General features: G+C 42.5%; 15 protein-coding genes. 7 read left to right on the forward strand and 8 right to left on the reverse strand.

The features are described 5' to 3' along the window. Positions 1–115: 115 nt before the first annotated feature. Both L884_RS0103965 and L884_RS0103970 read right to left on the reverse strand, forming a co-directional pair. A complete protein-coding gene (locus L884_RS0103965; RefSeq protein ID WP_028766274.1) occupies positions 116–2218 on the reverse strand; it encodes a S8 family serine peptidase in 2103 nt (700 codons plus the stop codon). Between the two features lie 534 nt (positions 2219–2752). Then, the gene (locus L884_RS0103970; protein WP_028766275.1) at positions 2753–3085 is read right to left on the reverse strand and encodes a hypothetical protein; all 333 of its coding nucleotides are present in this window, start codon (positions 3083–3085) and stop codon (positions 2753–2755) included. Between the two features lie 297 nt (positions 3086–3382). Here L884_RS0103970 and L884_RS0103975 point away from each other — a divergent pair, with 297 nt between their 5' ends. Continuing rightward, positions 3383–4753, forward strand: coding sequence for an endonuclease/exonuclease/phosphatase family protein (locus tag L884_RS0103975; protein ID WP_028766276.1), 1371 nt, complete (start codon positions 3383–3385; stop codon positions 4751–4753). Between the two features lie 81 nt (positions 4754–4834). On the opposite strand, the gene L884_RS0103980 is transcribed toward L884_RS0103975, so the two are convergent. Next, positions 4835–5401: an imm11 family protein gene (locus L884_RS0103980; RefSeq protein WP_028766277.1), complete on the reverse strand. Its 567-nt coding sequence runs from the start codon at positions 5399–5401 to the stop codon at positions 4835–4837. A 301-nt stretch (positions 5402–5702) separates the two neighbouring features. On the opposite strand from L884_RS0103980, the gene L884_RS0103985 reads away from it, so the two are divergent. Then, positions 5703–6500, forward strand: coding sequence for a hypothetical protein (locus L884_RS0103985; protein ID WP_028766278.1), 798 nt, complete (start codon positions 5703–5705; stop codon positions 6498–6500). Between the two features lie 82 nt (positions 6501–6582). Here the strand turns inward: L884_RS0103985 and L884_RS0103990 are convergent, their stop codons facing one another. Next, complete coding sequence (locus L884_RS0103990) at positions 6583–7014, reverse strand: dCMP deaminase family protein (protein ID WP_028766279.1); 432 nt, start codon at positions 7012–7014, stop codon at positions 6583–6585. A gap of 219 nt (positions 7015–7233) precedes the next feature. On the opposite strand from L884_RS0103990, the gene L884_RS0103995 reads away from it, so the two are divergent. After that, positions 7234–8340, forward strand: a complete 1107-nt coding sequence (locus tag L884_RS0103995) for a M20/M25/M40 family metallo-hydrolase (protein ID WP_028766280.1) — start codon at positions 7234–7236, stop codon at positions 8338–8340. An 84-nt stretch (positions 8341–8424) separates the two neighbouring features. On the opposite strand, the gene L884_RS0104000 is transcribed toward L884_RS0103995, so the two are convergent. Then, positions 8425–11061, reverse strand: coding sequence for a molybdopterin-dependent oxidoreductase (locus L884_RS0104000; protein WP_028766281.1), 2637 nt, complete (start codon positions 11059–11061; stop codon positions 8425–8427). Positions 11062–11237: 176 nt separating this feature from the next. Here L884_RS0104000 and L884_RS0104005 point away from each other — a divergent pair, with 176 nt between their 5' ends. Next, on the forward strand, positions 11238–12392 hold the full coding sequence (locus tag L884_RS0104005) for a NapC/NirT family cytochrome c (RefSeq protein ID WP_028766282.1): 1155 nt from the start codon (positions 11238–11240) through the stop codon (positions 12390–12392). Positions 12393–12517: 125 nt separating this feature from the next. Here L884_RS0104005 and nhaD read toward each other — a convergent pair whose 3' ends face one another. From nhaD to L884_RS0104020, 3 genes are all read right to left on the reverse strand, one after another. Then, complete coding sequence (nhaD, locus tag L884_RS0104010; RefSeq protein WP_028766283.1) at positions 12518–13945, reverse strand: sodium:proton antiporter NhaD; 1428 nt, start codon at positions 13943–13945, stop codon at positions 12518–12520. Positions 13946–14294: 349 nt separating this feature from the next. Then, positions 14295–15515, reverse strand: coding sequence for an NRAMP family divalent metal transporter (locus L884_RS0104015; RefSeq protein ID WP_028766284.1), 1221 nt, complete (start codon positions 15513–15515; stop codon positions 14295–14297). Between the two features lie 278 nt (positions 15516–15793). Then, positions 15794–16387 (reverse strand): GNAT family N-acetyltransferase, encoded by a 594-nt coding sequence (locus L884_RS0104020; RefSeq protein WP_028766285.1) that lies wholly within the window; start codon positions 16385–16387, stop codon positions 15794–15796. Between the two features lie 231 nt (positions 16388–16618). Here L884_RS0104020 and L884_RS0104025 point away from each other — a divergent pair, with 231 nt between their 5' ends. The 3 genes from L884_RS0104025 (at position 16619) to L884_RS21700 (ending at position 19097) form a co-directional block, all read left to right on the forward strand. After that, entirely contained in the window at positions 16619–16867 is a 249-nt protein-coding gene (locus tag L884_RS0104025) for a DUF3297 family protein (protein WP_028766286.1), read from the forward strand. Positions 16868–17011: 144 nt separating this feature from the next. Continuing rightward, positions 17012–17992 carry a glucosaminidase domain-containing protein gene (locus L884_RS0104030; protein WP_028766287.1) on the forward strand — a complete coding sequence of 327 codons (981 nt, stop codon included), beginning with the start codon at positions 17012–17014 and terminating at the stop codon, positions 17990–17992. Positions 17993–18065: 73 nt separating this feature from the next. After that, positions 18066–19097, forward strand: coding sequence for a metal-dependent hydrolase (locus L884_RS21700; protein ID WP_051435529.1), 1032 nt, complete (start codon positions 18066–18068; stop codon positions 19095–19097). The last annotated feature ends 238 nt before the right edge of the window (positions 19098–19335 follow it).

Genomic DNA, 19335 nt, shown 5'->3' on the forward strand with positions numbered 1-19335 from the left:
TTCTACAGCCTTTTCTTAGCAGGATAGAAAAGCTCAGACTAGTAGCACCAGTCTGAGCTTTTATTGGCTATTATGCGCATTGCGTTATAGCCAATGTTTGAGTTGAGATAGAGATTTAGTTACAACGTCCGTTGTTACTCCACACCGCCCATTGTCCTGAGTTTTGCTCAGGGTTTTGGTTTCGAGTCCACCAATTAGCTGTGTATTTCACATTGTTGTAAGCCACTTGTGCTCCAGCCGTATAAGCTGTATCTGCTGACCAATTACTTAAGCCGCTACAACCTTGAACCGCGTCATTCACTGTAATTGTTTGCACTTGGGTGTGGCTTAGACCTTGAGCATCTTCAACGGTTAAGCTGACTTGGTAGTTTCCAGCAGTACTAAACGTGTGTACTGGATTGGTTTGATTAGAGGTAGCACCATCACCAAACTGCCATGCATGCTTCACGACAGCGTTGTCATCAGCGGCCTGACTAGAGAAACTTACTGTTAAACCAGAAACAGATGCAGTAAAGCTAGCAACTGGTGGCTGATTTGGGGTTTCGCCGCTTCCGCTACACTGGCCTCGGTCTGCCCACACATTGGTATAAACATCAGGGCGAGCGCCAGTTGACCACCAAGTGGCTTCATATTTTCCTGAATTATAGGAAACAAGATCGCCGATTGAGTAAGCGGTTGCTGCATCCCAAGCGTTGACGCCATCACAGCCATTACCACCATTACTACCAATAGTGACGCTAGTTGAACGAGTATTACTTTGGTTAGCCGTGTCAGTCACTGTTAGGCTGACATTAAAGTCACCATTGCTGTTGTAAGTGTGCACTGGATTTGCTTGAGTTGAGCTGGTTTGATCGCCAAAATCCCAATAGTAACTGCTAATACCTTTGTCATCGGTGGAAGCATCAGTAAAGCTAACAGTACTGCCATTGACTGAAATATTAAAGTTCGCTGTTGGAGCGCTATCTTCAACACTACCACCGCCACAACTGCTGTTTTGCAGGTAATCGTAAGCAGCTTTAGCTTTGACAATACCATAGCCGTAGGAGGTATCACGGCCGCTACTGCCGCGATCTTCAGCTGTAGCATTGAGTGCTGCGCGGATCTCTGTTGGAGAGCAGCTAGGAAAATGGCTCCACACCAGTGCTGCAACACCTGCTACATGTGGTGTGGCCATTGAGGTGCCGCTGATAGCTTTATAGCCGCCATCATTCCATGTTGAATTCACATCAACACCAGGTGCCGCAATTTCGACTTGGGAGTTATATTGAGAGAATGAGGCCTTATTGCCAGAACTGTCTACAGCTGCGACAGACATAACTTCGTCATAGGAAGCCGGGTATGACATTTTGCTGTTACCGTCGTTACCTGCGGCAGCGATACTGAGTACACCTTGATTTGCTGCGTTGGCAAATGCTTGACGCTCAGCTGACGATGAGCCACCACCGCCTAAACTCATACTAATGATATCAGCTCCGGCATTTACACATTGATTAACTGCAGCAACTAAGTCAGAGCCATAAGCCCAACTGCCACTGTCGTTGAAGACTTTAACGATATGTAAGCCAACCAATCCTGATGGATTGACCCCAACTACACCTTGATTATTGCCGCCAATTGCGGCGATGGTGCCTGCCACATGGGTACCGTGACCATTGCCATCGTTATACCAATTGCCGGTGTTATTGCTACCGTAACCATCATCGCCAGTCACACCTGAGCTTGGTAAATCGACGTGACCTAAATCGTAACCAGTATCTGTGATACATACTTTACGATTAGCTGTTTGGCTATCAGAGACCAAATTAGCTTGCACCATGCCAATACCGTAGGGAGATGTCTCTGCCATTAAGTATCGTTTCGGGTCAACCTCAATCAAAGCAACATTTGGGTTATTAGACAAACTTTTATATTGCTCAGTATCGAGCATAACGGCCATTGAATTGACCTCGGGCAGTGATAGAACAACATCAGCACTGATTGAAGCGGCTGTGTTTTGCATTAAATTAACCTTTGCCTGAGTAATCGCTGCTGGCGATAACTTTGATTGCTGCAAGCTCAAGATACTGCGATCTGTCATCTGCACAATAAAGCGCTGCGCCTGATTTTGGTCAACGCTTGGTTCCGGCAAGGTTTGCACTTGAGCGCTCACTGCTGTAGCGACAAGACTGAGGGTAAATGCTGATACCAGCGGGAGTTTTTGTTTATTTATTGTTTTCATTGTGTACCTTCACATTGTGTGAAGCTCGCTGTGAAAACGCGACAACTTAACACGTAACAGGAGCCGTGTATTTACATGTCTTACAAGCAATGTGAGTAATTAATTATTCACATTACTTGCATATAACTAAGCGTGAGAAATTGCTGCAGTCAAACTAAATATCAATAACTTAGCTTTTGTAGGGTTATTTTTTGTGAATGCGAAAAATAGCGTAAACATTTAGCTACGATTAGAGTAAAGATTCAGTGATGGCAGGTTATTTTAGTGGGAACAACTGTTTAAGTGGGATAATTCTAGTAGATTTGATGTTGGCTTTTTTAGGTGTAAATTAGAGTTAACGAAAATACTATAACCTAACAGAATGACTTATAAATCAAGAGTATAAATAATCAAGCCATTGCTTTAGTTGGTTCAAGCCGTTATTGAGAGAGTTGTAAAGTGAATAATGCTGCAATAAATGGCATTACAAATTGAATATCAATGGAGCCTTGATTGCTATAAATCAAGGCTGTAAGCCAGTGGAGTAAGGTTATTTTAGTGAGGTAGATGCGATTCGTATTGCTGAGAGAAAAGCTGCTTGAGCTGAGCTGCTTCTGCTTGGCTAACCATAGGCTCCGGGGCGACTAATAGGTTACTTGGACAGGTATGCTCATTGTCGAGTAGTTTATCAAACACCTGAAAATGACTCGCTGAGACGGTTTGATATTGGCAAATTAATAAGTTGTCTTGTGCTTTAGACTTTACCAGTTTAGCGGTAACCGCGGTATTGCTTGAGCCGAAGGCGGGATTAAATGACAGCATTAAGCCACAGGTCAATGTAGCGAGTAATTTTGCTTTTTGCGCTAATTTTCGGGGTAGTTGCATCATCTATCACCTCGGCTTAATCATCCTAATCTGACAATCAATATAGCGGCAGTATGCTGTACCGAAACTTAACCATTTGTGAACACGAAATAACCCAAAGTGTAGACTCACTATCTAACCCTTCCAGTTGTTATCAAACTGTTTGATTTTGTTTGGTTCTGGTTTTTAGATGTAACCATTTATGTCGGTGGTCACAAAAAGGCATGACAGTACTTTCTTTTCTTATACACCTGTATAGACTCCGCCCTAAGCTCAAATTAATTGGGCTACATATAATAAATAATTAAAGATGGGTCATATATGAAACTATTAAAAACTGCTGCAGCTTTGGCTGTAGGTGTTGCACTTCTTACCGGTTGTAATGATGACGATGTAAAGTATGTAGACCATACTGAAGTAAAAATTGCCACTTATAACCTTTCTTTTGATCGCCTTACCTTTGAAGACTTAGTTGCTGAAATGGCACTGACCTCTGCAGAGCAAACTACGTTAGTTGAAGCTTACCTAGAAGATCGCGATGCGATGGAAGATGCTGATAAAGCAACCGCTGAAAAAGTGATTCAAATTCGTAACGTGGCTGCTATTATCCAAAAGACTCGCCCAGATGTGTTAATGATGGGTGAATACAACAACGATGGTACTGGTGAAGATTTATCAGCACTTAAAGGCTTCCAAGAAAACTACCTTTCAGTTGCACAAAGTCTTGATGGTGCGGGTGGTGAAGCTAACCTAGAACCAATCGAATACCCATTTGCTGAAAGCTATGGTACTAACACAGGTTTGCTTAGTGGTTTTGACTTAAACAACGATGGCTATATCGCAACTAAAGAAGACATCGGCACTCCTGCGTATGCTGGTGACTCTTGGGGTCATGGTGAATACCATGGTCGCTACGCATTCGCGTTAATGTCTAAGTATGAAATCGATACTAAGAACACTCGTACTTTCCAAAACTTTAAATGGAAAGATCTTGAAGGTGCTGAGAACCCACTACTAGACGGTGAAAACTGGTATACAGATGAAGAATGGCAGCAAATGACACTGTCTTCTAAAAACCATGTTGACGCACCTATTTTAGTGCCGACGAAAGACGGTACTGAAACCATCCACATTCTTATGTCTCACCCAACACCACCAGTATTTGATACCGGTAAGAACAAGCTGCAAAATGCAGCTGAAGTTGAGTTCTGGCATAACTATGTAACCAATGCTCAAGATTTTTATGACGACGCCGGTAACAAGGGCGCACTAAAAGACGGTGCACACTTTGTTATTGTTGGCGACCAAAACCTTGATGCGGCTACTGGCGCAGGTGACGGCTTTACTGAAGTGATGGCAGCATTGCATGCAGACCCTGTAGTTAACCAAAACGTGACTAACGGTGACTTGTACCCAACTAGTTACGGCGCTGCGGAGTATGCTGCTGATCGTAATTCAGCTCACCCATATCCGAATCGGATTACTGCTGAATTCCATAATCCATATGGCGGTATAAACGCTGACCACGCTATTCCTTCAGCGTCACTAAACATCGTTGATTCAGGTGTTTACTGGCAAGCTTCTTACCAAGACGGGCGTATGCTATTTAACGATAAGCGTATCGGTAAGTATGGTAATGGCAAAGATGTTTCTTCAGACCACCGCATGGTTTGGGTTAAAGCGCAGTTCTAATTAATCGTTTGTCCCAAAACAGTAAGCCCCGTTATTAACGGGGCTTTTTTGTTGCAGAATAAAGAGCAGGTGACAGATGGGTTAGCCAAATTCGTTATAGCCATCAGCAGCAATAAACTCTATCCCCTTTGGTTGGTGCTGCATAATTGCGTCAACAATACTTTTATGGAAAAACAGTTGGTCTTTCCAGCCGATATCACGAAAAATAAGTCGTTGTTGCAGTGGTATTTGCTGTAACAGGTCTTGGTTTAATACTAGCTTGTTCATTCCTGAAATAAACTCACCGCCATTGAACTCATCATAAAAGTCGAATTCACTTTGCTCGCGATCGATAGCTTTTATCTCGTTTTCAACTTGTAGCATCTGATAAAGGTGCTGGCCTTGATCAAACAAGTTTACTTGAACCCAGTTTGTGGCATAGATATCGTTAAATTCTAATTGTTGGAATAACGACTGCTTAATACTCAGTCCTGGTACTAAAAAGATATCTGCCAGTTGATTTACATCATCACCGGTAAATTTTATGACTAAGGGGACAGGTTGTGCTGGCTGAGTGAACATATTGGTCGGTACTGTGCCGGAGAACTCGTCGGGAAAGTCATAAAAAGGAATGTTCATGTTCTCAACGGCAAAAAAGTACTCACTCATTATCTTTCTCCAAACTTAGTGACAGCCTTATGGCAATACTATTAATTGATTAATAATTGTAACGTTATTAAATTAAATATATGAAAATAAGTATATAGAAATCAATTATTGAACAGGTTTGTGCTAACTTAATAAATAATATGTGACAAGCTTATAATTAATCTTATTTAGTTAGAATGTTTCATTGATTTACATCATATAATTTCAAAGTTTTCTTTCTTTAATTTAGTAGCTTACACCTAATTATTGTTTTTAGGTGGGCATTGAAGTGTCTTTTGATAAGTTTAGGAATTTTGACTTCATGAAATCTTTACTCCCATTGATTTTCGGTAGTGCTGTTTTAGTTGGTTGTGGCGGTAGTGACAGCGACTCCCCTTTATCGGATTCAATCATTGCTGAAACCGTTAAGTGTACAAATTTAGCTGAAGGCGGTTTATGTTCTCAAAATGTTTCTAATGCTTGGGGACAGATGGATCTGACATGGGCTACTTGTAATAGCTTGTATTGTTTTGAAGATGGCAGTGAGCCAGACGAAAATCCAAATTTAACTCGCTGGCGTGAAGGTGAACTTATTCCGGTATATTTTCTAAATAGCGAAGACCCACGTTTTACTTATGCAATGAATAAGGCAGAGGAATTAGTCGGTTATAAGCTATTTGATAGAAAAGGCGTGATCAATCTAGATATTAGCAATATCTACAATATTGATTATTCTAGTGTTGAGACTAAATGGGGCTTTATCTGGAGTCAAGGCACAGCTTTAGATGAGTGCAGTTCAGGTACAGTATCGACTGGTCCAATGATGAACAGCATTGTCAATCACAGTGTGGGTTTAGATTATGGTATCAATCAACCTGTAGGGAACACGTTTAGCTGGATTAACCTAGACAGTGGCAGCGCTACACCTGAAACAAGTTGTACAAATGTTGCCAGTAATGAGGTAACTCTTCACGAGTTAGCGCACGCGCTTGGTATGAGTAATCACTTTGATGGATTTGGTGATGGCGCAGCATTTAACAATAATGCTGAAAGAGTATTGCGCACCATGTATTCGAATCCACCTGGTCAACCTTTTGATGCGTTGAGCATTGCTCAGTAAATCTTGATATTGTGGGTGGCCAAATGACTATTTAGCCACCCAGTTACAATCTTGTAAGTTATCTTACTGTATTGCTAAATGACTAAGCCTGCATCCAATCAATTTTAACGCCTGCTTGGTTAAACATATCTTCGCTGATCTTAATTTTATCACCCCAGCGCGATTGAAAATCTGCGCTTGGCATTGGGCTATGAACAGTGCTTAAACCAGTTTGGATGATTTTTGCGGCGCAGTTAGGGCAAGGGAAGTGGGTTACCCAGATCTCGCAACTGCTTAAATCACGCTTAGCATAAAGAATTGCGTTTTCTTCAGCGTGTAGAGTTTTGAGTAGCTTCATTTCGCGGTTATCGGTTTCGGCACTATCAGACACGCCGTGAGGGTAACCATTGAACCCAAGGGAAACGATACGATTGTTTTCGGTGATCACCGCACCTACCTGAGTTGATGGATCTTTACTCCAAGATGCAACGAGCTCAGCCATCTGTAAAAAACGTGTTGCCCACTTTGTCATCATCGAATTGAATCTCCTAAATCTATATCATTGAATAAACCGCTTAACTAGTCGTTATTCTCTATGCAGAACAATGATAAATCAATATATAAGCTATCTAAGGTGCTTTTAGGTTTCGATTTTGCTGCGATTTGTTGCGTTTCTTTGATATAGCCCCGCGATCCCGCCTAGGGCTTAGGTTTATGATGACCACCTATTTTGCATAACAAAAGTCGCACACAGATGACAAATATCAATCAACAAAGACTCGTTGAACAGTTTATCTCACTGGTCAAAATTGACAGTGAATCTGGTAATGAAAAAGCCGTTGCAGAGACGCTTACTGAGCAGCTAGGTCAGCTAGGTTTTGAGATCACTAAGCTGGAAGTACCGGGTGATATTACCAATGGTTTTAATATTTATGGCAAATTAGCAGGATCATTACCGGGTAGTATTGCTTTTAGTAGCCATATGGATACGGTTACTCCTGGTAATAATATTGAGCCAATTATTGAAGACGGTATTATCCGCTCAAAAGGCGATACCATTTTAGGTGGTGATGATAAATCTGGTATTGCTGCGGTAATGGAAGCGGTGCGCAGTATTCAAGAGAGCGGCCAAGCCCACAAAACCCTTGAAGTGGCGTTTACTGTTTATGAAGAGCGCGGTATGCATGGCGCTAAAAATTTCGACATAAGTAAGATAGAGTCTAAACAAGCAATCGTACTTGATTCTGGTGGGCCTATTGGCACTATCATTACCACTGCACCTGGTCAGCAAAGCCTAAAGGTAACCATTAAAGGCAAACCTGCTCACGCAGGACTTGAGCCAGAAGCAGGGATCAGCGCATTAACGGTTGCCGCGGATGCTATCAGCAATATGCAACTTAGCCGCATTGATGATGAAACTACCGCGAACATTGGTGTGGTAACGGGTGGTCAAGCAACGAATATTGTGATGCCAGAGCTCTACTTAGAAGCCGAAGCTCGCTCACTTAACGACGACAAGTTAGCAAAGCAAGTTAATCATATGGTGTCGACCTTTGAAGCTGCAGCCGCTAAGCATGGCGCCAGTATCGAAATCGAGTCGACTCGCTCTTACAACGCCTACCATATCGCAGATGATGACGCGCATGTGTTAGCAATCAAAGACACTTTTGCCGCAATAGGTATTGATGCCGTGACTAAGCCTACGGGGGGCGGATCTGATGCCAATATCTTTAACGCTAATGGCTTAAAAACGGTGAACTTATCTACCGGTATGGCTAAAGTTCATACCACTGATGAGTTTATTGCGGTTGCCGATATGGTGGCAATAACCCAGTTTATTCAGTGTTATCTAACCCGCTAATCTTTATCTACAGTTTTAATACTGAGAGCTAATAATAAAAGCTCGGCTTAGGCCGAGCTTTTTTGTTTAATGGGATGGCAATTGCTACTTCTTAGCGTGTTTATTTAAAAACTCCAGCACCAGTTTTTGATCGGCTGCATTGAGTCCTGAGCGTGGAAACATACTTTTGGTGATCCCTTTCCATTGATTAATGGTGTACTCATCTGGGTGTGGTGAGGCATGACATAAGCTACAGCTACCATAGAAGAGTGTTTCACCTTTTGACTGGGTACCTTTTTTATTACCGCTAACCGCTTTAAGGCGTGTGCCAAGCTGGAGGCTCCATACATCAATTGGATTTTGGGCGGTTATTATTTTTGGGGGAGTATAAGCAAGATTTTCTGATAATGGGTCGGTACATTTTTTGAAATACGCTAAGCAAGTATTAGCACTTGTCGCTTGACTAAGGCCACTACAAGGCTTGCTTGAGGTGAGCATATTGATGGAGCCTGAGTTACAGCGGCCTTTATCATCAAGCTGTAACCAAGCTCCTTCATGAATGTAAATCACTCCAGGCATGCAATCGGCGATGATTTTTGCTCCACACAGAGTGGTACCGCGATCATTATATACCTCGATAATATCGCCCTCTTTAATGCGCCTTTCTTTTGCGTCTGCAGCATTGAGCATGGCGATTTGTCGACCTGTTAATGACTCATTAGAATTGACTTCCGTATTAGCCATTTGTGAATGAAGTCGCATCCAAGGGTGTGGGCTGAGCACTTGAACTTGTCCATCTTTTGCATTGCCTAGCCACTCAAAGGGAGCCATCCATTTCGGCATGCCGGGACAATCTGCGATGTTAAAGGCGTCAATCGTTGAGCTATACAGTTCAATTTTGCCAGAAGGTGTGTGTAGAGGGTGCTTGTTAGGGTCTTGATAGAATTCAGCATGCCGAACATAAGCATCCGCCGTTTTTGGCGTAGCTAAATGGCTGATGCCGTTATTCCAGAAGGTATCAAAGTCATCGGGGCCGTCGGAGTTTTCATAGGAGTGACGCAAATGCTCCATCATGGTTTTGCCGCCAGTGTACTGGTCATGCACATTAAACATAAATGCAAGTCGTGAGAAAATTTCATAGTCATCTAAGCTTTCGCCCACAGGTTCAATCACCTGCTTCATCGCGTAAATTTTATTATTGCTATAGGTGCCACCAGAACTTATGTCGTTACGCTCAAGCGTTGTGGTTGAGGGGAGTACGATATCGGCATAGCGAGAAGAGGCGCACCACCATGGATCTTGGCAAATTACTGTATCGACTTTTTCTAAGGCTTTAATTAATTCATTGGTGTTCTGTTGATGGGACATTAAGTTATTGCCAGAATTATAAATTAACTTAGTATCGGGGAAAGTTTTTGGGCTGCCGTCACGGCTAAAGGCTTTACCAGGGTTATTGAGCATTTCTGAAATTAACACCACGGGAACCGTCTTGGAGACCGGATTTCGGCCTTGTGATAACCCGATAGGCATGCGCATACCAGATTGAGGCATCCCGCCACAGCCATAATGCCAGCTGAAGCCGCACCCCACTCCAGGTTTACCAATTTTACCCGCCATGGCTGTGAAGTTAATGATTGCCCAGTGGATCATCTCGCCATGGTCGGCTCGCTGCAATGACCAGCCCGCAGCAATTTGAGTACGCTTGGTTACCATCAGTTCGGCCAGTTCAATAATTTGTTTACTGGTTAACCCTGTAATAGCTGCAGCCCACTCCGGAGTTTTCTTTATGCCGTCTTCACTACCGTCTAAGTAGGCAAGGTATTTATCAAAGCCTACTGTGTATTTATCTATGTAGGCTTGATCATGTTGGTTGCTGCTATATAAGTGATAGGACATGGCCGTAAATAGGGCTGTATCTGTGCCGGGGCGTATATGGATCACATCGCTACCGAGTTGAGCATCTGAATAGGTTTTCTGCGGGTTGATAGAGATAAACTTGATGCCCTTTTTAGCAAAGGCTAGCCAATGCTGATGCATTTGATGATCTGCAACGGTAAACTCAATACGATTGGTCTTAAAAGGGTCGCAACCGACAAAGATAAAGACTTGAGTATTATGCTCGATAACCTCCCAAGCCGTCTGAGGTGAGTAAACTTCTAAGTCGCCAATTATGTGGGGTAAAATCACTTCTGATGCACCAGCTGAATAATCCCCGCTGCAGCTGCTTTGTCCCCCGATAAGATTAAAGAATCGTCCTTGTAAAGTTTGTGGCCTCATTAGCCCTGAATGTGACCATCCTCCGTATGAAGAGCTAAAAATAGCTTCATTACCGTGTTCTTGAATAGTTTTTGCGATGGCGTATGAGGTGAGTGCAATAGCTGTTTTCCAATCAACTCGTACAAAAGGCTCTTTACCACGCAGGTGTGGTTTGTGGTCGCCTAATGGATTGTCATAAAAGGATTTACGCACCATAGGATACATAACACGAGTGTCGCTATAGGTTCGGCCTAAAATACCTTTAGTTAGCATCTCTGTAGGAAATTCATCAATATCATTGATGGGTTGAATTCCAATGAGTTTGCCATTTTTAACAATGGCTTTGAATGGGCCATAATGAGAGGCATGATGAATAACTTGAGTATCATCAGCAAAGACTTTGCTCGCGGGGAATAAAGTCAGCCCTTGGGCTGCGAAAGCTGAAGCTAATGATGCTTTTAAAAAGTTACGTCTTGATAGTGCCATGTTCTATTCCCAATTCAAGTGCATACAAACCCGCTTTAGTCTCTCTTAAATCATGACTGTGCGAATAAGGCATTAGTCAGCTAACCGGGGATTCTTGTGTCTGTTTTTTAAACTTTAACTATCATTATTGTAGTTCAAGATAAAAAGCTGACACGGATTAACAATGGAATTTCAATATGAAGAGAGCTTGGCATTTTTTTACAAAACCTAGTACGAAGTACTCTGTTTTTACTATTGCACTGGTTGCTGTTGTAATGACTCTTGTTAGTGTATTTGTATTTCATGAGTCGATTGAATATAGCTCTTCGACTGAGTTTTGTGTTTCCTGTCACTCAATGGATGAGAATTACAACGAATATAAAAATAGTATTCATTTTAAAAATGCGGCAGGAGTTAGAGCTGAGTGTCGTGATTGCCATATTCCGGAAGATAATCCGATAGACTTTCTTAAAGCTAAGATTGGCGGATTAGGTGATATCTATAGCGAGTATATTTCTGGTGATATCGATACGCCGTTAAAGTTTGAGCAGCACAGGCAAAAGATGGCAGAAGATGTTTGGAAAATGATGGCAGACACTAACTCTGCGCCCTGTAAAAGTTGTCACACTTATGATGCCATGGATCATGCTAAGCAATCACCTGCTGCAGCTGCAGCTATGACAGGCGCAGCAGCGAAAAACATGAACTGTATTGAATGCCATAAAGGTATCGCGCATCAATTGCCTATTGTGAGTGAGAAGTTTCATGAAGTGTTTACACAGTTAAAAGCCAATTCGGCTATCGCGCCGTCAGCCACCACACTTTACACATTAACTGAGAAAAAGCTCTATAGTGACGCGAATGAGCATAGCTCCATTGAAGGAATACTCTTGCCTGCATCTGGTGTAACAGTGCTAGCAACTAAAAATAACATGCTGCAGGTTAAACTTGTTGGCTGGCATGAAAAGTCTGCCCAAAGTGGCATTATTAACCAAGAGCTTGGCAAGTTTATCAATGTTGCTAAGTTGAAAGAGTCCGCTAAAGCAACGGAGAAGCTTATTCAGGAAAAGGTCGATCCGCTTACAGGGATGCAATGGCAACAAGTTGAAATAACAGCTTGGATCACACAGAGCTATCTACAGCCGAATATGGAGTCTATTTGGCAATATGCGAAAGGTATGTATAACGAAACATGTAGTGCTTGTCATGCTGTAACTGCTCCAGAATTTTTATCTGCAAATCAGTGGATAGACACATTAAAGTCGATGAAGGTTTATAACTCACTCACACCGACAGAAGAGCGGACCTTACTGAAATATTTACAAATGCATGCTAAAGATATGCCACAGTAAAGCGATATCGAGCTAGTTGGTTGTATGAGTTTAAAGCTTTGAGTGAGAGGGATATTTACGAATGAGAAGGGCTGATAAAAGCTCGGCTTAGGCCGAGCTTTTTTGTTTGTTTCCAAAGTCGATGATTAGAACAAATCACCGTTTAACCATAGGTGGCAAGCAATACTTGCCGCATAACCTAGAGCGATAACCGGCATCCACTTGAGGTGACCAAAGAAGGTGTACTTACCGTGGGCGGCGCCCATAAGTGCCACACCTGCCGCAGAGCCGATAGATAGCATGCTGCCGCCAACGCCAGCGGTTAAGGTTACCAATAACCAGTTGCCTAAGCTGAGCTCTGGTTGCATGGTGAGTACCGCAAACATCACAGGAATATTATCGACAATTGCTGAGAGAATGCCGACCATGACGTTAGCCCAAACAGGGTCCCATTGGTTGTACATCACATCAGATACCATGCCTAAGTAACCCAATAAACTTAGGCCACCAACACACATTACTACGCCGTAGAAAAACAGTAAGGTGTCCCACTCTGCGTGTGATACACGTTTAAATACGTCAAATGGCACAACAGAGCCTAAACGTTTTAGGGCTGCTTCATCTTTATTAGCCATAGCTACCGCTTTCTTTCTTTCTAGTGAACGTGGCAGAGTTTTGCGTAGGTAAAAGCCAAAGAACTGCAAGTAGCCTAAGCCCATCATCATGCCGATAACCGGTGGGAAGTGTACTAATGCGTGGAAGCTAACAGCAGTCGCAATGGTGAAGATGAACAAAGCCATAATGCGCTTAGCGCCACGTTTTAGTTCGACCTTTTCATTGGCACAGTTTGGCTTAGTTTTTGGTACAAAAAACGACATGATGACAGCAGGAATAATATAGTTAACCATAGATGGGATAAGCAGATCGCTAAACTCGATAAAACTGACTAAACCTGCTTGCCATACCATCAAGGTAGTGATGTCACCAAAAGGACTAAAGGCGCCGCCAGCATTGGCTGCAACGACAATATTAATACAGGCAATATTGATGAACTTTAAGTTATCACCGCCAACCTTCATTACTACAGCGCACATTAGCAGCGCGGTAGTGAGGTTGTCAGCAATTGGTGAAATAACAAAAGACAGGAAGCCCGTTAGCCAAAATAGAGTTCTAAAGTTAAAGCCTTTACTGACCATCCACGCCTGCAGGCTGTCAAATAGGCGTCTTTCCTCCATAGCGCTGATATAGGTCATAGCGACGAGTAAGAATAACAATAATTCAGAATACTCGAGTAAGTTGTGCTCCAACGCTTGCTTTGCTACCTCAATTTGCCCTTGCTGTTGATAGGCAAAGCCTATCATTAGCCAGATGATTCCCGCGGCGAGTAATACAGGTTTAGATTTACGTAACTGTAAGTACTCTTCTCCCATGACTAAGCAATAAGCCAGAAAAAAGATGATTAATGCTGCATAGCCAACACCTGACTGGGTGAGGTCTAATCCTGCATCGGCTGCAAAGGCTGGAGTAGCAAGTCCCCAGGCGATGATGGCTAAAATTATCTGGCTGACTTTCATGGTACTTCTCGACTCCTTGGGGCGCTAAATGGTCTTTGGGCTATACATCATTACTTCTATAGAGGTGGGTAATGCGCAATGTGTTAAATTTTGGTTTTACTTTTGTTGCGCATTTTAACGTGAACAGGGTTAACAATACAGGTGTAATACTTGGTTTATGCCTAGTACTTTAGTTTATGAGTTAATCAAATATGTTGGTTGCAGCATTTTATGCTGTCATCGGTGTTTGGTGGGGAGTAATTGATTGATGGGTTAAGGCTGTGTAGCTTTTATAGGCGGCATTAGTGCGATTAAGTAGATAGAGGCGCGGTTAGAATGACTCCGCGCCAGAGTTATCAGCTGTTGAAAATTAGCTAGCAATAAATTTAGCGATGAAGTTACCGACGTTACTGAAACTTGCCACGCCCATTCCCAATACAACGAGCACGCCCATAACGGATAAATAAAGTGGATGCTTATAGTCGCCAATAATGTCTTGGCGACGAGTTGCGGCCAGCATAAACGCCAGTACGATAGGTAATATTAAGCTATTAACTAAGCCTGCTAGCATTAACAGCAGAATTGGCATGTCCATTAAAATTGTGCCGACACTGGTAATAACAATAAAGCCAATACAACAGGCTTTTTCATGACGCTCAATGGCCGGGAATAAGGTTTTTACCAGCGATACTGCCATATAAGAGTTACCCACAACTGAGGTGATTGAGGCCACGAATAGCACTAAACCAAAGATAAAGTAACCTAATTCGCCTGCACCCTGTTTGAAAGCATCGGCAGCTGGGTTGTTAGGATCTAAAACACCGCCAGCGGCAATAACACCAAATACGGCTAAGAATAGTAGAACCCGGATCACTACTGCGATTGAGATCCCTGCCCATGCAGCAGATTTAATTGCGCTAATGTTATTTTGTCCTTGTAACCCAATATCAACCAGTCTTTGCGCGCCTGTATAGTAACCACCTACAGCGCCACCCACTATGGTGAGTGTCGGCAATATTAGGCTGCCAATATCCATTGGCATTACCGCTGCCGTTAATGTTGCTCTCATAGGCGGCAGGCTTGTCATAGCGACATAAGCGATAAGTATTATCATCAATAGACCTAAGTAGCGCGCCATCTGATCCATGCGTTTGGATGCATTGTGAACCACAAATAGTAAGCAGCCGACAACACCGGTAAATAAAGCCCCCCAAGTGGTATCAATTCCTGTCAGCACATTTAAACCTAGAGCTGCACCACTGACGTTACCAAAGTTAAAGGCGACAGCACCAAGAGCGAGCAATATTCCAATAAAATACCCAGCCCCTGGTGCAATTTTATTGGCGATATCTTGAATACGAAGACCTGATACCCCGACAATACGCCATAGGTTCATCACAATGGCAAAAGTGATAAACATAGAGGCGAAAACCGGAAAAGCCATATCAACCTTATAGATATTGGTAAATACTGCAGTCTGGGTTAAAAAGCCAGGGCCTACTGAGGTCATGGCCATTAAAAACGCGACACTGATAATCGCTTTGTTCTGCCAAGAGCTTGTGTTGGTATGGGGAGTTACTGTTGTGGTCATGCTGTTCTCAAAAGTCGTTGTCTCTCACTTTATAAAAATAGAGAAACAACTGACCGAGATCAGCTGATAAGGCAAAAAACAAAGATAGGAAGTGCCCTAGCGGGCCGTTTTTTGCTGGGGGCGGATACTAATGGCTCATTAAAAACAAGTCAATGTTTTATAAGTAAAAGTCAGATATTTAGCCTTGGGTTTGGATTAGATTTTTCGGGGTGTTGTCTTGGTCACATTTTTATTTTAGTTGGCCTAGTTCCACTGGTGGAACAGACCAACTTGAGGAGTTACTTATCCGCCTTTGAGGCTGTGGCAAAGTTGGCTGCAGTAATAAAGATATAGTGCTGCGGGATCTCTTTAGTTGATTTACGAGTCGGCGATAAACGTTGTTTACTTGCATCAACTTCAAAGCCAAATTTCAGTAGGCTCTTAATCGATGGTTGATTATCTTCACTAACATAGCAGTAGACTTCATCAAGTTGTAAAACCTCGAAGGCAACGGCGAGTAATTGCAGTTTAATAAAGCGATTAAGCCCTTTACCTTGATAAGCGCCCGTAAGCCATGTACCAATTTCTGCTTTCTTTGCAACAACATCAATGTTTTTAAGGCGGGTAAAGCCGATAACATCATGGCTTGAACCACACTTTACGGTGAATAACAGGCAGTCACTGTCACTCAATACCCGAGCAAAATAGCTATCAAATGCATCGGTTGTATCTTTTGGAAATCGTGCAAATCGCCAAATATTTGGATCCATGCCAATGGTTTTTAACGCAGCAACATCTTCAGCAACTAAAGGTGCTATATAGGCGTTTTGCTGGGTAAACGAGTTGCAAAGTGATTTGGTAGCAACTGCGTATTTTTCGAGGTATTTATCCATATGATGCGATAGGTGAGTTAATGGTTTAACATTGTTAATTAGTGATCCCGATAATAGCAATTGAGGGCACTACTTAGCTAGCGCCTGTATTTCAAGTTTGCTAAGTGGCGCACATTGGGATGACGTTATCATTTGCTAAGCCGTATGTATTTCTTAGCTTGAGCATAGGTCGCGTATTGCCTACAATAGCGCACTTTTTATTTATAGCCCTTTTTACTATAGGCCAGAATTATGTCTGACACTACAGCACAACCAGCTTTACCTGATCGCCTTTCAGTTAACCCGCGCAGCCCGCACCATGTTGAGGCGATTTTTGAGTTCGATATCGGTATTAAAGTGAACGGCAAAGAGCGCTTTGATGTTGAAGAGTACTGCATCAGTGAAGGTTGGGTAAAAGTCCCATCTCACAAAGCGCTTGACCGTCGTGGTCAACCGCTGATGATGACAATCAAAGGCACCATTGAAGCTTTTTATAAGTAAGCTCAATGTAGAATTAAAAGGTCGCAATAGCGGCCTTTTTTGTTTCTGTGATTGCATAGGGTTATCCATGTTAGCCTTGGCAAATAGCAAATAGCAAATAGCAAATAGCAAATAGCAAATAGCAAATAAGTGATTGGTGAATTGATGTCTTTTATTAAAACTTTAGCCGCAGTGCTATTAATGAGTAGCCCGCTTTCGTTTGCTTGGGCAGATGTAGCGCCTGAGCAGAGGCTGCCGTTACCGCCAAAACAGATGTCGCAAGCTTCTGAGTATGTTGCTGTGACTACATTAGGTTCCGCTAAAGAGCTTGAGGCTGTATTTGCCAAGCAAGGCTATCAATTATCGGAAGATAGCCTGCTTCTGCCTCGTATTTATGTTGAAAATCTGCCTGCAGATTTAAATTCACTGCCTGTTGCGCAAAAGGTGTCGGTGTTTATTCGCTTGTTATTACCCACGATTAAAGCCGTTAACCAGCAAATATTGCAGATAAGGCAAAGGCTAATGGCTTTGTCTACAACACCTTGGCAGCAGTGGACTCAAGTTGAGCGTAAATGGTTTGCTGATCTACTGGCAAATTACGCTGTTAAGTCAGAGCTAAGTCAAAATAACAGCTTACAAGGCTCTGCTGCAGAGCAAAAGGCGCAACTTGATGATGCCATAAATACTTTGTTGTTGCGTGTTGATGTTATCCCTAGTGGTATGGTGTTGGCACAAGCGATAGATGAAAGTGGTTGGGGGACAAGTTATTTTGCGGTTGCTGGTAATAATCTATATGGCGAACACCTGTCTGAACATGGCGGCAAGTTTCTCACTACACCGAATGGTAAAGTTAAAGTGGCGGCTTTTGATAATCTTTTTCAAAGCACTGCTAGCTATATCCATAATTTAAATACCACCAGAGCCTACAGTGAGCTGCGACAACTTAGACAAGTTTTGCGTCAAAAAAATAAGCTATCAGGTTATGAGTTAACCCAAGGTTTAATTGATTATTCCAGCCGTGGTCAGGCCTATGTTGACAACTTAAGAGCCTTAATAACAGCTCATCAACTTGATAATTTTACCCATGCTAAGTTGCTAAACACTCATGCGAGCCGGTACCGCTTTAGCCGCCCAGTAGCGCAATAGCCAACAGTTGCAGACAAGGTTGTTGTTTGGCTTAATGTAAGCGTAACTCAACAACAATAATAAGAGATAAGCTGTGGATTCAATAACTCAAGCGGCGCTTGGCGCGACCGTTGCGGGAGCAATTGCTGGAAAGCGCTGTAATGGCAAAGTATTGCTAGCTGGTGCGTTGCTTGGTACTTTGCCCGATTTAGACGTATTCATTGATTACGGTGACGATATTAGTAATACCGTTAAACATCGTGGATTTTCTCATTCATTACTTATCTTATTGCCATTCTCTTTAATATTAGCGGGCTTAGTGCAACGACTTAAGCCTTTAGCTGATTGGTCTTTTGCTCGGCTTTGGTTGCTGGTGGCTGCATGTTTAATTACTCATCCTTTACTTGATACATTTACCAGTTACGGCACGCAATTATTATGGCCAATAGCTGGCTACTTCTCGTTGTCGAGCATATTTATCATTGATCCTTTGTACACTTTGCCGCTGTTAATTGCATTGGGGATAGGAATGGTGCGTAAAGCGTCGTTAGCTCGTTATTGCGTAATCGCTCTGTGTATTTCATCTGTTTATTTAAGCTGGAGTTTAGCGGCAAAAGTGTATGTAGAGCAGCGTGCTTTAGCGAGTCTCAATGCTTTAGGTATCGCAGATGACAAGGTATTTATTACGCCAACGCCTTTTAATACCTTGTTGTGGCGAATTGTGGTGATCGACGGTGACCGATATTGGGAAGGGTTGGCATCGGTACTTGATAACAAGCCGCTAGTTGAATTTATTGCGCAGCAACGTGGCCATTGGCCATTTGAAAATGAGCCACAATTGTTACAGGCATTAGCGACATTTACTCATGGTTTTATCCGTTTTGAGCAGCAAGCAGAACAGTTGCTGGTGACAGATCTACGCTTAGGTATGTATGGCAATTTAGCTTTTAAATTTGTTTTTGCCGAGCGAAATAATCAAGGCCAATGGCAATCTGTGGTGCCTTATCGACTAGATCGAGGAGAAATAAAGGGTGATTTAACTAAGCTAAAAGATAGAGCTTTGGGCGATCAGCAAATCAACCCAAGCCTTGGTTTATGCCCATCACCCTGCCAATTAGAACCGTAAAACTGATAGGTTTAATTTGTAATTGCTTTATACCAATTAGTGTAAAGATTTAATCGCTCAGCGTATGTTTACGTTGAGAGTATTGAGTGCAGAGAGCTAATTGCAGGCATTTCTATTTTTATCTGCCACTAATTAAGTCTTGTTGAATTAGCTAATTTAGCTATTTACTAGAAGTATGCTAATAACATATAAATTAACTATTTATGTTTTTAGTTAAGTAGGAAATGATTAACTTTGA

The sequence above is a fragment of the Shewanella fidelis ATCC BAA-318 genome, assembly GCF_000518605.1.
Lineage (GTDB): Bacteria > Pseudomonadota > Gammaproteobacteria > Enterobacterales > Shewanellaceae > Shewanella > Shewanella fidelis.